This window comes from Streptomyces sp. RLB3-17, from assembly GCF_007113425.2.
GTDB lineage: Bacteria > Actinomycetota > Actinomycetes > Streptomycetales > Streptomycetaceae > Streptomyces > Streptomyces mirabilis_D.
Window position 1 is genome coordinate 404,060 of record NZ_CP041610.2, and the last position, 13,718, is coordinate 417,777.

The following is a 13,718-nucleotide window of genomic DNA, read 5'->3' on the forward strand; positions in this document are numbered from 1 at the left end:
GTCCTGAATTTTGTCCCGAGCCCCGGCAGACACGCTGATGGGCTTACACCTCAGGCGTAACGGCGGGCTGGGTCGCGGGGCGCCCGGCACGCTGCTGCCCGTGACCTCCGCCCCCGGCCTCGCCCCGCAACAGCGCGCCACGTATCGGGAAGTGCTGGCCAACCGGCGCTTCCGGCTGCTGTTCGTGACCCGGACCCTGACGGTCACGGCCGACTCGCTGCGGATCATGACCCTTTCGGTGCTCGTCTTCGCGACGACCGGCTCACCCCTGCTGGGCGCCCTGACGTTCGGCGTCGGCTTCCTGCCACAACTCGCCGGTTCGCTCTTCCTCGGCTCGCTCGCCGACCGCGCCCGCCCGCGCCGGCTCGTCACCGCGGGATACGGCCTCCAGTGCGCGGCGGCCGCAGTCATGGGGGTGGCTCAGTTACCGGTGGCGGCGATCCTGGTCGTCATCGCCGCCGTGGCCTGCTTGACCCCCGCCTTCAGCGGCGTGACCAACCGACTCATCGCCGAGACGCTCACCGGTGACGCCTACGTCCTGGGACGCTCGATGTCCAACATGTCCGCGTCCGCGGCACAGTTGCTCGGCCTGGCCGGCGGCGGTGCCGCGGTCGAGCTCCTTGGCCCGCGTTCCTCACTCCTGCTCAGCGCGGGCGCCTACCTGGCCGCCGCGGTCGCCGTCCGCCTCCGGCTGCCCGACCTGCCCGCTCCTGAGCAGGCGGTACGGCAGGGATCGCGGCGGGGCTTCTGCTCGGTACTGCGCCATAGTTGGTCCGGCAACACGAAGCTGCTCGCCGAGCGGAGGGTCCGCACGCTCCTGCTCGCCCAGTGGCTGCCGCCCGCGTTCGTCGCCGGCGCCGAGAGCCTGATCGTCCCGTTCGCGGGCGGTCGCGGCATGCCCGCCGGTTCGACCGGACTGCTGCTGGCCTGTCTGCCGGTCGGCATGCTCGCCGGTGACCTGGCCGTCGGCCGCTTCGTCCGTCCCGCCGTACGGGAACGCCTGGTCGCCGCGCTGGTGATGGTCATCGGCCTGCCGCTGGCCGGCTTCGCACTCGATCCGCCATGGGTGATGTGCGCGGGCCTCCTGCTGGTCACCGGAACCGGGTTCGCCTACGCACTCGGACTCCAACGCCCCTTCCTCGACGCGGTCCCGGAGGCCAGCCGCGGCCAGGCGTTCGGTCTGCTCACCGCCGGGCTGATGACGGTGCAGGGAGCGGGGCCGGTCGTGTTCGGGGCCGTCGCCGAGTTCACGGACGTCGGGGTTGCCATGGCGCTGGCCGGTCTCGCGACGGTGTGCGTGGCGAGGTGTGTGGCCCCGTGGCGCACGGGACGCGGACAGTAGGGACCCCTGTGGACCTGACGCCACGGCAACCGGGGGCTCAGCTGTACGCCGGGCCGCAACTCGGCCTGCGCACTCAGGCGTTGGTGGGATGAGGTTACGGTGTCGGCGCAGGATGGTGCCTCGGAAACGCTCAGCTAGAAGCCGTTTTCGTATTCTGCCCGGCCGGGGTAGGTGTTTGCCTACCTCAGAAGTAGGTTTCGGCCCATGGCGCCTGCTGGTCCCCTCGCAGCACCATGATCTCCAGGACACAGCGCGTGGCCTGGAAGACGAGACAAGGGGCGGATATGTGGCCGTTTCCGGTGGGCGGGTCGCTCTGGCCGCAGGGCGTGATCGGGGCTTTGATCGCGGTCTGCGCGGTGCTGGCCTTCAGGGCGGAGCAGGCGCGGGACCGGCTGGCGCGTACCGCGCGACCGGCGGGGTGGATCGGCTGGCCGGTCGTGGCGGGGCTGGTGGGTACGGCCGCGTACGGCAGTGTGAGGGTGCTGCTGCTCGCCCTGCACAACTCAGCCGGATTGCCCGGCTACGTCGTCACCCTGCCGGATATGGAACCCGTCGGTCTGCCCCTGGCGGCGCTGCTGATGGCCGGCCTGCTGGCCACTGCACTGCTCACCTCGACGCCGGCGCCCGGACCGTGGGTGCTGCCCGTGGTCGCGGGGGTGACGGGCGAAGTGCTGGAATGGACGTACTGGCTCACGTACCCCCCTGCTTCCTCTGGCCGGACACCGCTGAACGTCCTGGTGGGCAGTGTGAGTGTCCCCCTTCTCGCTGCCTTCGCCGGGATGGGTCTGGTCCGTCTGGCGAACGGCAGGCTCGCGCGGCTGGCCGGAGCCCACGCGGTGCGGTCCGCGCGCTGGGCCCTGCTGCTGCCCGCAGTCGTAGTGATGACAGGTGACCTGCTCGGCCTCGATCTGTGGCAGTCCGCGTCGCCGGGCGTCGGGATCGGCCCGGCAGTGGTGGCTTACCTGGTGGGGCTGGCGCTGCTGGCGGCCGTCGTGGTCGGGCTGACGCGGTGGCCGAGGGCGGCGGCGGACCTGGCGGCTCTGGGGCTGGTGGGGATCGGGGCGCACAACGTCATTCAGAGCGGGTTCGGGCGGTACTTGGTGGTGGTGCACAAGGTCGGCTCCCCGCGCGGGCCGGCGCCGTCCCTCCCCGTTGAGGTGGCTCACCATGCGTCGGTCCTCGGCGGGATCCAGGGGGCGGTGCTGCTGGCCCTGGGGATCTGGCTGCTGCCACTGACCGTGCTGCCGGACGCCAGGCGGCTGTTGGGGCGGGAGCCGGATCCGGCGCTGACCCGGCGGGTGCGGGAGTTGACCGAGACGCGGGCCGAGGCGGTCAACTCCGCGGCGGCGGAGTTGCGCCGGATCGAGCGAGATCTGCATGACGGCGCGCAGGGACGGCTTGTCGCCATCGGGATGAACCTCAGGGTCGCCGAGGAGATGGTCCACAGCAGTCCGCACGAAGCTGCCGCGCTGGTCGTGGAGGCCCGCGTCGCCTCGGCGGCGGCGCTGGAGGAACTGCGCGGCCTGATCAGGGGGATGCACCCCCCGATGCTCGCCGATCGGGGCCTGGGGGAGGCGGTTCGGGCGCTGGCCCTGGACCTGCCCCTGCCGTGTGAGACCGAGATCGATCTGCCCGAACGGCTCGACGCCCCGCTGGAATCGGCCTGCTATTTCGCCGTCGCCGAGGTGGTGACCAACGCCGTCCGGCACGCCTCGGCGCGCGGCCTCCAGATCCGGATGGCCCAGGCGGACAGGCTGCTGCGCATCGAGGTGGTCGACGACGGGGTGGGCGGCGCGGATCCCACCCGGGGCAGCGGACTGGCCGGGGTGGAACGACGGCTCGCGGCCTTCGATGGCATCCTCGCGGTCAGCAGCCCGCCCGGGGGGCCGACGATCGTGGTCATGGAGGTACCGTGCGGGTAGTCGTCGCGGAAGATCTCTTCTTGCTCCGGGAGGGGCTGGTCCGGCTTCTCAAGGCGCGCGGGTTCGAGATCGTGGCGGCCACCGACAGCGCGCCGGGCCTGCTCGACGCGCTGCTGGAATTCCGGCCGGACTTGGCGATCGTGGACATCAGGCTGCCGCCCACCCACACTGACGACGGGCTCCGTGCGGCACTCGCCGCCCGGGAACGGATACCCGGGCTGCCGATCCTGCTGCTCTCCCAGTACGTCGAGCAGATCTACGCCCAGGAACTGCTCGCCGACCAGGCGGGCGGGGTCGGCTACCTGCTCAAGGACCGGGTGTTCAGTGACGACCAGTTCGTCGACGTGATCCGTACGGTCGCCGCGGGCGGCACGGTCATGGACCCCGAAGTGGTCACCAAGCTGCTCGACCGCCGCAGCCGTGGCGAACGCGAACTCCTCTCCAGGCTTACCGAGCGGGAACGCCAGGTGTTGGAGCTCATGGCCGAGGGACGCTCCAACAGCGCCATCGCGCACCGGCTCTTCATCAGCGAGAAGGCCGTGTCCAAGCACAGCACCAGCATCTTCACCAAGTTGGAGCTCGCTCCTTCCGACGACGACAACCGCCGCGTGCTGGCCGTTCTCGCCCACCTCATGTCCGTGCCGCGTGAAGGCCGCATTCCGCCGAGCCACTGAGCTGATCGAGATCAGGCCTTTGGCGGGCCGGGTCGCGGGCTCAACGGCCGGGCGTGGCCCGGTTCTGTTCAGGAACCCATGGAGGGTCCGTGACAACCACACCGTTCATGAGCCGAGAAGGAATGACGCGCCCTCGCATGGTCGGAGCCGCGCCGGCAGTCGACGTCGCCGTGCCGATCGGTGTCGCACGCCTGGCGTGGGCGGCTTCGACCGCTTCGGGCCCGGTGCAGGTCACCCTGCCCGTGCCCACCGTCCTTCGCCCCGCTGCTGAACGCGCCCATCCAGAAGTTCAGGTCTCTCGTCCAGGCCCCCCAAGGACCTGACCGACGAGGACGTCAAAGCCAGTACAAGAAAGTTCGTCGCCGACAAAGCCGAGAACGAGCCGTCGGCAGTCACCCGTCCTGCCCCATCCCAGGGTTTCCGAACATGATCGGGCACTCCGAGGAGAAGAAGTGCCATGACGGCTGATAGCCGCCGAAGCTGCGTCGGGAAGGAAGAGACATGCGCCTGGACCTCACGGGACGGACCGCGTTGGTGACGGGATCCACCCAAGGCATCGGAGCCGCGATCGCGGCCGGACTCGCGCGGGCCGGGGCCCGGGTCGGAGTCAATGGACGCGACCGGGGCAGGGTCGAGGAGGCCGTCAAACAGCTCAAAGCCGATGTGCCGGACGGCGACTTCCTGCCGGTCACCGCCGATGTCGCGTCCGAGGAGGGCGCCGTCGCCGCCCGGGAAGCCCTGCCGGACGTCGACATCCTCATCAACAATCTCGGCATCTTCGGCGTCAAGGACCCGTTGGAGATCACGGACGACGAATGGCGTCGCTATTTCGAAGTGAACGTGCTGGCCGCCGTCCGTCTCACCCGCACCTACCTGCCGCAGATGATCCAACGGGGGTGGGGCCGCGTCCAATTCATCGCGAGTGACTCTGCAGTGGTGATCCCCGCAGAGATGATCCACTACGGCATGTCGAAGACCGCCCTGCTCGCGGTCAGCCGTGGCTTCGCCAAGCATGCCTCAGGCACCCGCGTCACCGTGAACTCCGTCATCGCCGGCCCTACCCATACCGCTGGTGTGGAGGATTTCGTGTACCAACTCGTCGACCGTGACCTCCCTTGGGACGAGGCGCAGCGAGCCTTCATGCGAGAGCACCGCCCGCAGTCGCTGTTGCAGCGCCTGATCGAACCCGAGGAGATCGCCAACATGGTGGTGTACCTGAGCTCCGACCTGGCGTCCGCCACCACAGGCGGCGCACTGCGGGTCGATGGAGGGTACGTCGATTCCATCCTCCCCTAGGGACGGCCCGAACTCCCTCGCCCATGTCCGACGAGTGGGGCTACCCGCTCCTGGGCGCGGCACACAGCGCGCAGGACGGTGTCGAGCAGCCCGTACGGCCGTTGGTGTCCCTGTAGTGGCGGGGTACCCAGCACGGGTGGAGGGCACGTCTTCCGAACCGTTGGGGGCGGCACGGTCACTGGAAGGCCGACGTCACGAGGTCCCGCTGTTCGCCGGCATGCCGGCGGGCAGAACCCACTGCGGGGGCCGGCGCCTGCGGGCGGCTGACGCATGCGACGGCACGGCCCGCCAGCCGTTGCACATGGGGCTCCACGAAGGACCATGCGCCTTGGTTCTCCGGCTCTTCCTGCACCCATCGCACCTCGGCCCCGGCGGGGAAGCGGGCGAGTTCCGCGCCCAACTCCTCCGTGGGGAACGGGTAGAGACGCTCCAGGCGGACGATGGCGGTGTCCGACCGACCGGCGCTTCGCCGATGGGCGTCCAGGTCGTAGAAGACCTTGCCCGAGCACACCAGCACGCGCCTGATCCGGGCGGTGTCCGCCGTCTCATCCGGTATGACAGCACGGAACGCGCCCATCGTGATCTCCGTCAGCCCGGAGGTAGCCACCTTCGACCGCAGCATCGACTTCGGCGTGAAGACGACCAGTGGCCTTCTGCGCTCGTCGAGCGCTTGCTGCCTGAGCAGATGGAAGTAGTTGCCCGGCAGGGAGGGCATGGCGACGGTCATGTTCCCCTGCGCGCAGAGCTGGAGGAACCGCTCGATCCTCCCGGAGGAGTGGTCGGGCCCCTGCCCCTCCAGACCGTGCGGCAGCAACAGCGTCACCCCGGAGCGTTGGCCCCATTTCTGTTCGGATGACGCGATGTACTCGTCGATCACGGCCTGCGCTCCGTTGGCGAAGTCGCCGAACTGGGCCTCCCACAGCACCAGAGCGTCGGGCCGCGCCAGTGAGTAGCCGTACTCGAAGGCCAGCGCGCCCAGTTCGGACAACATGGAGTCGTAGGGTGCGAAGTCGGCGGCCCGCGGGCCGAGGGAGCTCAGCGGCGTGTGCTCCGCGCCGGTGCGCCGGTCGGTGAGCACGGCGTGCCGTTGGCCGAACGTGCCACGGCGGGAGTCCTGCCCGGCCAGCCGCACCGCAACCCCGTCCAGCAACAGGGAGCCGATGGCCAGTGTTTCCGCGGTGGCCCAGTCGATCGTTCCCGCATCCAGCATCGTGGTCCGCCTCTGGAGCTGCGGAAGAACGCGCGCGTGGACGGTGAAACCTCCCGGCACAGCGGTCTGGGAAGCGATCACCTGGCGGGCGGCGGCCTCCGTGATCGCCGTCGCCGCCTGGGAGGCGGCCACATGCTGAGCGCTCACGGGGTTCGTGGCGTTCACGTGGTTCACGGAGTTCAGGGGCATCGGGGAGGCGGGCACCGGACGCGCCCGGGTCTGGGTGAAGGCTCGCTCGAGGTGACCCTGATAGTCCCGCAGGGCGCCTTCCACCTGACGCTCGGTGATGTCTCCCCGATGGACAAGCGCCTCGGCGTACAGCTTGCGCACCGAAGCCCTGGCGTCGATGCGGTCGTACATCGCCGGCTGCGTGATGGAGGGGTCATCGACCTCGCTGTGCCCGTGGCGCCGATAGCAGATCAGATCGACGACGACGTCCTTGTGGAACGCCTGACGATAGTCGAAGGCCAGGCGCGCGACCCGCACCACGGCCTCGGGGTCGTCAGCGTTGACGTGGAAGATGGGGGCCTGGACCGTCCGTGCCACGTCGGTGGCGTATGCGCTCGAACGGCCGTTGGCGGGCGAGGTGGTGAAGCCGAGCTGGTTGTTGATGACGATGTGGACCGTCCCGCCGGTGCGATAGCCGGGCAGCTGGGACATGTTCAGCGTCTCGAAGACCACGCCCTGACCGGCGAACGCGGCATCGCCGTGGACGGCGATCGGCAGGACGGGGAAGGCTTCGCCACCGTCTGCGGCCCTGTCCTGCTTGGCGCGCACGACCCCCTGGGCCACCGGCCCCACGAGCTCCAGATGCGAGGGGTTCGCCACCACGCAGACGGCGATCACGCCGCCGTCCAACGCGCGGTAGGTTCCCTCCGCACCGAGGTGGTACTTCACGTCGCCGGATCCCTGGACCGACCGGATGTCCCCCGCATCCTCGAACTCATGGAAGATCTCCGCGTAGGACTTGCCGATGATGTTGGCCAGCACATTGAGCCGACCCCGGTGTGCCATACCGATGACGGCTTCCCTCACCCCGTGCCCGATGGAACGGAGCAGCAGGGCGTCGAGCAGCACGATCGCCGACTCGCCGCCTTCGAGCGAATACCGTTTCTGTCCCACGTACTTGGTCTGCAGGAATGTCTCGAAAGCCTCTGCCGCACCCAACCGGTAGAGAATCTGCAATTGTTCGGCGACGTCCGGCGGGGGCTGAGGCGATTCGATCCGTTGCTGGATCCAGCGGCGTTCCTGAGAGCTCTGGATGTGCATGTACTCGGTGCCGACGGTACGGCAGTACGACTCCTGCAGCGCCTTCAGCACATCGCGAAGCGTCATGGTGGCCTGCCCCGAGAACCCGTCGACGACGAACTCTCTTTGCAGGTCATCGTCCCGGAGCCCGAATGCCGTGAGCTCGAGTTCCGGATGCGCGGCCACCCGTGCTGCCGCGAGCGGGTCGGTATCGGCCACCAGATGTCCGCGGACTCGATACGCCTCGATGAGCGCGGCAACGCGGACCGCTTTGACGGCCGCGTCGTCCGCGTCGTCCGCGCTCTCCTGCGCGGTCGTCGCGCCGTTGCGCGTCTCTCGGCGGGGCGCGGGGATCGGGGAGGCGAACAACTCTCTCCAGGTCCGGTCGACCGAGCCGGGGTCGTGCAGGTATCGCTCGTACTGTTCGTCCACGAGCCATTCGTTGATGCCGAATTCCAGCCCGTGCAGTGCCGGCTGTCCGGCGCGTGATTGCGATGCCACTGGGTGGATCGCCTTCTTTCCTCATTCGGAATGACCGATGACGGACACGGCCGGACCGCCGGTCGTCATTCATCGTGCCCGTGGGCTTCGCTTCCGCCGGGTATCCGTTGTGGAGGCGAAGCCGTCCGGCCGTGTCGCACCATCGACGCTATGGCATAGGGGGAACCGAGCAAGACACCCAGGAATGCCATAACGCCGTCACATCAGGACATCGCAGCAGTGAGGCGGCCTCCGCGTGGAATGCTTCCACGCACAGCCGAATCCTGATCATCGGCCGCCGCGTGTCCTGAGGTGAGCTGCGGTTGCGGCACTTCCTGTCGTCGCACTGCAATCCCCTCCCCCGCGCCCCAAGCACCCGAGACCGAACAGTCGTCCAGGTCATGAGACCCGTACCAGGCGCGCACGGCGCCGACACCGCTGACGTCACACATGGACAGGCAGGACAACAGGCATGACAGCGAACGACTACGTCGACTGCTTCCCACCCGCACTCGTCGTCATCCCGTGCGGCAGCCGCAAACTGGGCCGGAGGGCACGAGCGGCAGACCTGTATGTCGGCTCTTATCACCGTGCGTGCCGCAGGGCGGCTGATGCGCTGCGGCCCGACCGGCTGCTCATCCTCTCCGCGCGCTACGGCCTGCTCGACCTCGACGACGTCATCGACCCGTACGACACACCCCATGGCGCTGCCGACGCCATCACGGCCCAAGCCCTACTGAAGCAGGCCACGGTGCGCGACATCGTGCTCCTCGACCCCGTTGTGGCTCTCGGCGGCGCACGGCACGTCGACCTCGTCCGCACCATCTGGCCGCACGCCCACACGCCACGGGCCGGGACACGCGGCATGGGTGAGCAAATGGCCAGGCTCGCCGTGCTGCGCAAGGGGCACGAACAGCAGCTGATGTGACACCGCAGGCCGCCGCGGGAAGGCGGCGCGGGAATGCCAGGCGGGCCCCCTCCGAACGCCCGGAGCGGGCCCGTCAGCGACGGGAGCCGTTCATCCCTCGTCGTGTGCGAGCGTCAGATCAAAGGCGTCCTGCCCGGCCGCATCCAGGGTGAGGGATGCCGCCCGGGCCGGGTATCCCGCAGCGACGACGGTGTACTGGTCGGCTTCGAGACCGGTGAAGGTGTACGAGCCGTCCTCGGCGGTGAGCACGACGCCGACGACGTCGCCCGCCGGGTCCAGGAGGGTGACGCGGGCCTCGGAAACCGGGCGGCCGTCCGTGGCGCCGCTACGGACGGTGCCCCTGAGCACGGGCGCCACGCCGCGGCGCGCGTCAGACTCGGCGGGCCGACGGCGCGCGTGCTCGATGACGGGTCGGCGGCGCATGTGTCCGGCGGCGTAGCGCAGGGAGCGGCTCACCACCACCATCCAGGCAACGACCACCAGCACGTAGAGCACGACAGCCGCCCATGTGAACAACTCCGATCCGGTCCGCGCGGCGAGAGCGCTCGTGGCCGTCACACAGGCGCCCACCGGAAAGATGAAAGACCACCATGTGGGTGCGAAGGGCAGCCCGCCCCGGACGGTCCGTGCGGTCAGCCCCGCGGCGAGCGTCAGCCACAGCATGGCGAAGCCCCATACCGACACTCCTCCCAGCAACGCGGCGACCGCGGCGCCTCGCGCATAGGGCGCGGGCAAGGCGCTCGGCGCCGCAGCGGCGAGCGCGCCGAGCGCCGTCACCGACTGGCCCAACGCCCCCAGGCCGATCCACACCGTCGGCACCCCTGCCGCGGCAGGTACGTCGTGGTGCACCAGGCGCCCGTAGATCATGGCCAGCACCAGCAGCGCCGCGACGAAGCCGAGCCCCAGCATCGCGTAACACCCCAGCAGCAGAGCGAGCCGCAGTTGCCCGGCCCGTGCGTGGGGCACCAGCAGCGCGCCCGTCGCGGCGGAGACCATCGGCGGCACCACCGGCATCAGCCAGCCGCCGAACGCCGCGTCCGGCGCGAAGCGGTGCCGGGTGACCATCAGATACGGCACCGTGCACGCCGTGACAAGACCGAGCACGGTACCGAGTGACCAGAGCACCCAGTCCAGACGCAGCGCTGCCTCGAGCCCGATCAGCGGCCGACCCAACACCAGCGCCCCGGCGCCCACCGTGAGCAGCGCCACCGGCGGCGCGCCGAAGAACTGGGCCGCCACCGGATCAGCCGCGTGTACCCGCAGCGCCCGCTGCCTGAGGTAACCGACGGCCAGCAGGATCAGCAGCAGCGCGGCTCCCAACCAGACCACCGTGGCGAAAGTCCGCAGCCCGGGAAAGCTCCGGGGCAGCGTGACCGCCGCGTTGGCGACGATGCCCGTGCCCATGACCGCCGCGAACCAGCTGGGGCCGAACACCGCACGCGTGGTTGTGTCTGCGGCAGGCGGCAAAGGACGGGCGGACGAGGAGGAATTCATGACCCAAACCTATGGCGGGGCTGAGGCGGCACCGCCGGTCATGTCCAGATGCGAGGGGCTTGGAGCACATATCGAGCGACCGCCACAGTGCGGCAGTCCCGCAGGGCACCCGTGAGGATCACCCTCGCCTGACAGCTCGTCATTGTTCAGCGACTGCCGCGTTGATGGCTCGCAGTGCGGCTCATGTTCTGGTGCTGACCAGTACTCGACCTCTCCCTTGAGGGCAGCGACTTACTACGGGGCTTGGCGGCACGCCTCGGCTGCGACGGCGCCCGCCACCCCGGCCCGGCCCAGATCGCCGACACAGCCGCTCTGGTCGCCCACCAGACCGACGTAACACGCCATCCGGACGGCGTCCGTGACCTCGGTGCCCTGATCCCGGACATGGTTCTCGCAGGCCGCGATGTCCGCGTGAGCGGCTGGTGCGGCGATGACGGTGCCGCCCAGGGCGAGGGCCAGGCCGGCGAGAACACTGGGAATACAAGCCGAACGACGCATGAGGATGCACCTGCTCTCTGGGTCGGATCACGCGGTCCTGGGCGCGCCGAACCGCGGGCGGGGGCGGCGGCGAGCGAACGCGAGAGACGGAATCCCCCGGGGATCGAGCACCACAGGGGTCGAGCAGGCGGAGTCCCGTGCCTGTCGTGCGGGTGGTGTGCGCTTCCTCCGAGACCCGATCGGCTCGGTATTCGGCCACCCTCGCTCCTACGACGCTAGAGCACTCCGTACGCGCCCGCACTCCCGGAACGACGGATCCCGGCGCCCGTTCGCCGACACCGACGTCATTCCCCAGGGGCTGTGGCCAGGTGCTTCCCCAGTCACGGTGTCCTCATCGGGATCACCATCGCCGGCGAGCCGCGTCACCACCATGCGCTTGGTGTAGCTGACGGCTGCCGGCGCCACGCCGTCGATGACGAACCAGTCCGCGACCGTACGCACGCCCGTCTCGCCAGGGAAGGCAAGAGCCCTGGCCGGTGGCTTGTCAGCCGGGCTCTTCGGCTGTTCGCCGGGTCGGCAGCCCGCGCCCATCATGACGACCTGACGGCCGGCCGACGTGCGGCGGTCCCGTCCCCGTCTCGGGCCGTGCCCGGGCGGCACCGGCGGCCTCCTCCCCGCCATTTCCCTCCCCCGCCCTCCGATGTCACAGAACGGCGGGGCTGTCTCGTCTCAGATCGTCGAAGACAGAGTCCGAAAGCAGGAAGGTGATGGTCATGCGGGTGTTCGTGGCAGGCGGGAGTGGAGTCCTGGGGCGGCGGCTGGTGCCGCAGCTCGTGGCTCGTGGCCACCGGGTGACGGCCACGACGACAAGCACGGCCAAGCTCGGCTTCGTGGAGCAACTGGGCGCGGACGGCGTCGTGATGGACGGGCTGGACCCGATGTCCGTCGGCGAAGCGGTGGCGGCCGCCCGCCCGGACGTGATCGTGCACCAGATGACGGGGATCAGCATGGCTCACGCCGGCAAGCCCGACCTGAAGCACTTCGACCGCTGGTCCCTGCCCACCATCAGGCTGCGCACCGAGGGCACCGATCACCTGCTGGCCGCCGCCGAGGCGACCGACGTGCCGCACTTCGTCGCGCAGGGCTACGCCAACTGGAACGGGATCCGCGAGGGCGGCTGGGTGAAGACCGAGGAGGACCCGCTGGACCTGCACGAGAAGACACCCGCGCACCCGGCGATGGCGGCGCTGCGCCACGTCGAGGATGCCGTCACCAGCGCCGGCGGCGCGGTGATGCGATACGGCGCGTTCTACGGGCCCGGCGCCACCGACGACCAGGTCGTACTCGTGCGCAAGCGGCAGTTCCCGCTGGTCGGCAACGGCACCGGCTATGCCTCCTGGATCCACCTCGACGACGCGGCGAGCGCCACCGTTCTGGCCGTCGAGCAGAAAGCGAGGGGCGTGTTCAACATCGTCGACGACGACCCGGCCCCGGCCGCCGAGTGGCTGCCCCATCTCGCGGCGTGCGCGGGGGCGAAACGGCCGGTGCGTATCCCGCCGTGGCTGGCCCGGCAGCTGGCTGGACAGGTGGTGGTGACGATGATGACTGAGGGGCGCGGCTTCTCCAACGCGAAGGCCAAGCGGGAGCTCGGCTGGGAGCCGCGCTATCCGTCGTGGCGGCAGGGCTTCAAGGAGGGGCTGGCGTGACCCGGACCGAGGAGTTCGAACAGCTGCGGCCACTGCTGTTCTCGATCGCCTACCGGATCCTGGGCAGCGTGAGCGAGGCCGAGGACGCGGTCCAGGAGACCTGGCTGCGCTACGAGCTCTCCGCGACCCGGCCCACGTCGACGAAGGCGTTCCTCTCGGCCGTGGTCACCCGGATCTCGATCGACGTGCTGCGCTCGGCCCGCCAGCGGCGGGAGGAGTACGTCGGGCCGTGGTTCCCCGAGCCACTGCTCACCGACCCCTACGAGGACCCGGCGCACTCGGCGGAACTCGCCGACACGCTGTCGATGGCATCCCTGTTGCTGCTGGAACGGCTCAGCCCGCTGGAACGTGCGGTCTTCGTCCTCCGGGAGGTGTTCGCCTTCGGCTTCCCGGACATCGCCTCGGCGGTGGGCAGGTCGGAGGCGGCATGCCGCCAGCTCGCGGTGCGGGCACGCCGCCACATGGACGCGGGCCGGCCCCGGTTCGAGGCCGACCGGAAGGAGCGCGAGAAGCTCGCCGAGCGGTTCTTCGACGCCTTGCGGGAGGGGAACATCGACGGGCTGCGGGAACTCCTCGCCGGCGACGTGTCGCTGGTCGGGGACGGCGGCGGCAAGGCCCCGCAGTGGGCCAGGGGTTTCTTCGGGGCCGACCATGTGTCCCAGGTGCTCGCCACCCTCCTCCCGCCGTTCATCCAGATCGGCGGCGTCGTGGAACGGCACCAGGTGAACGGCCAGCCGGGCGCCATCTTCCGCGACCCGGACGGCAAGGTCCTCAACACCTGGACACTCGACATCCTCGACGGACGGATCCAGACGATCCGCACGGTGAGCAACCCCGACAAGCTCGGGCACATGGGCCCCGTGGCTGACGCATGGGCGGTCCTGCGCGCAACACAACGGGTCCATCGGGACGCGGACTGACCCGAAGAGCTCACGCCGCAGCCGAGGAAGTGGCTACGAGCTCCCATTGCGGACCCAGCA

At 69.8% G+C, this 13,718-nt stretch carries 10 protein-coding genes; 7 read left to right on the forward strand and 3 right to left on the reverse strand.

The window, feature by feature from the left end:
- Window positions 1-94 precede the first annotated feature (94 nt).
- From FNV62_RS02080 to FNV62_RS02095, 4 genes are all read left to right on the forward strand, one after another.
- Window positions 95-1,342 (forward strand): MFS transporter, encoded by a 1,248-nt coding sequence (locus FNV62_RS02080; protein WP_413083910.1) that lies wholly within the window; start codon window positions 95-97, stop codon window positions 1,340-1,342.
- A 284-nt stretch (window positions 1,343-1,626) separates the two neighbouring features.
- On the forward strand, window positions 1,627-3,264 hold the full coding sequence (locus tag FNV62_RS02085) for a sensor histidine kinase (RefSeq protein ID WP_225900095.1): 1,638 nt from the start codon (window positions 1,627-1,629) through the stop codon (window positions 3,262-3,264).
- Window positions 3,255-3,938, forward strand: a complete 684-nt coding sequence (locus FNV62_RS02090; RefSeq protein ID WP_144314527.1) for a LuxR C-terminal-related transcriptional regulator — start codon at window positions 3,255-3,257, stop codon at window positions 3,936-3,938. The genes FNV62_RS02085 and FNV62_RS02090 overlap by 10 nt, the downstream gene beginning before the upstream one ends.
- Window positions 3,939-4,439: 501 nt before the next feature.
- On the forward strand, window positions 4,440-5,234 hold the full coding sequence (locus FNV62_RS02095; protein WP_143654086.1) for an SDR family NAD(P)-dependent oxidoreductase: 795 nt from the start codon (window positions 4,440-4,442) through the stop codon (window positions 5,232-5,234).
- A 175-nt stretch (window positions 5,235-5,409) separates the two neighbouring features.
- Here FNV62_RS02095 and FNV62_RS02100 read toward each other — a convergent pair whose 3' ends face one another.
- Window positions 5,410-8,193 (reverse strand): multifunctional oxoglutarate decarboxylase/oxoglutarate dehydrogenase thiamine pyrophosphate-binding subunit/dihydrolipoyllysine-residue succinyltransferase subunit, encoded by a 2,784-nt coding sequence (locus tag FNV62_RS02100; protein ID WP_413083815.1) that lies wholly within the window; start codon window positions 8,191-8,193, stop codon window positions 5,410-5,412.
- 451 nt (window positions 8,194-8,644) lie between these two features.
- On the opposite strand from FNV62_RS02100, the gene FNV62_RS02105 reads away from it, so the two are divergent.
- A complete protein-coding gene (locus tag FNV62_RS02105) occupies window positions 8,645-9,100 on the forward strand; it encodes a DUF6884 domain-containing protein (RefSeq protein ID WP_144314529.1) in 456 nt (151 codons plus the stop codon).
- 90 nt (window positions 9,101-9,190) lie between these two features.
- On the opposite strand, the gene FNV62_RS02110 is transcribed toward FNV62_RS02105, so the two are convergent.
- Together FNV62_RS02110 and FNV62_RS02115 are read right to left on the reverse strand one after the other, a co-directional pair.
- On the reverse strand, window positions 9,191-10,534 hold the full coding sequence (locus FNV62_RS02110; RefSeq protein ID WP_225900096.1) for a carboxypeptidase regulatory-like domain-containing protein: 1,344 nt from the start codon (window positions 10,532-10,534) through the stop codon (window positions 9,191-9,193).
- 294 nt (window positions 10,535-10,828) lie between these two features.
- The gene (locus FNV62_RS02115) at window positions 10,829-11,092 is read right to left on the reverse strand and encodes a hypothetical protein (RefSeq protein WP_054228090.1); all 264 of its coding nucleotides are present in this window, start codon (window positions 11,090-11,092) and stop codon (window positions 10,829-10,831) included.
- 713 nt (window positions 11,093-11,805) lie between these two features.
- On the opposite strand from FNV62_RS02115, the gene FNV62_RS02120 reads away from it, so the two are divergent.
- Both FNV62_RS02120 and FNV62_RS02125 read left to right on the forward strand, forming a co-directional pair.
- Entirely contained in the window at window positions 11,806-12,738 is a 933-nt protein-coding gene (locus tag FNV62_RS02120) for an NAD-dependent epimerase/dehydratase family protein (protein WP_144314531.1), read from the forward strand.
- Window positions 12,735-13,658 (forward strand): RNA polymerase sigma-70 factor, encoded by a 924-nt coding sequence (locus FNV62_RS02125; RefSeq protein WP_144314532.1) that lies wholly within the window; start codon window positions 12,735-12,737, stop codon window positions 13,656-13,658. Before FNV62_RS02120 ends, FNV62_RS02125 begins: the two co-directional genes overlap by 4 nt.
- Window positions 13,659-13,718: the final 60 nt, after the last annotated feature.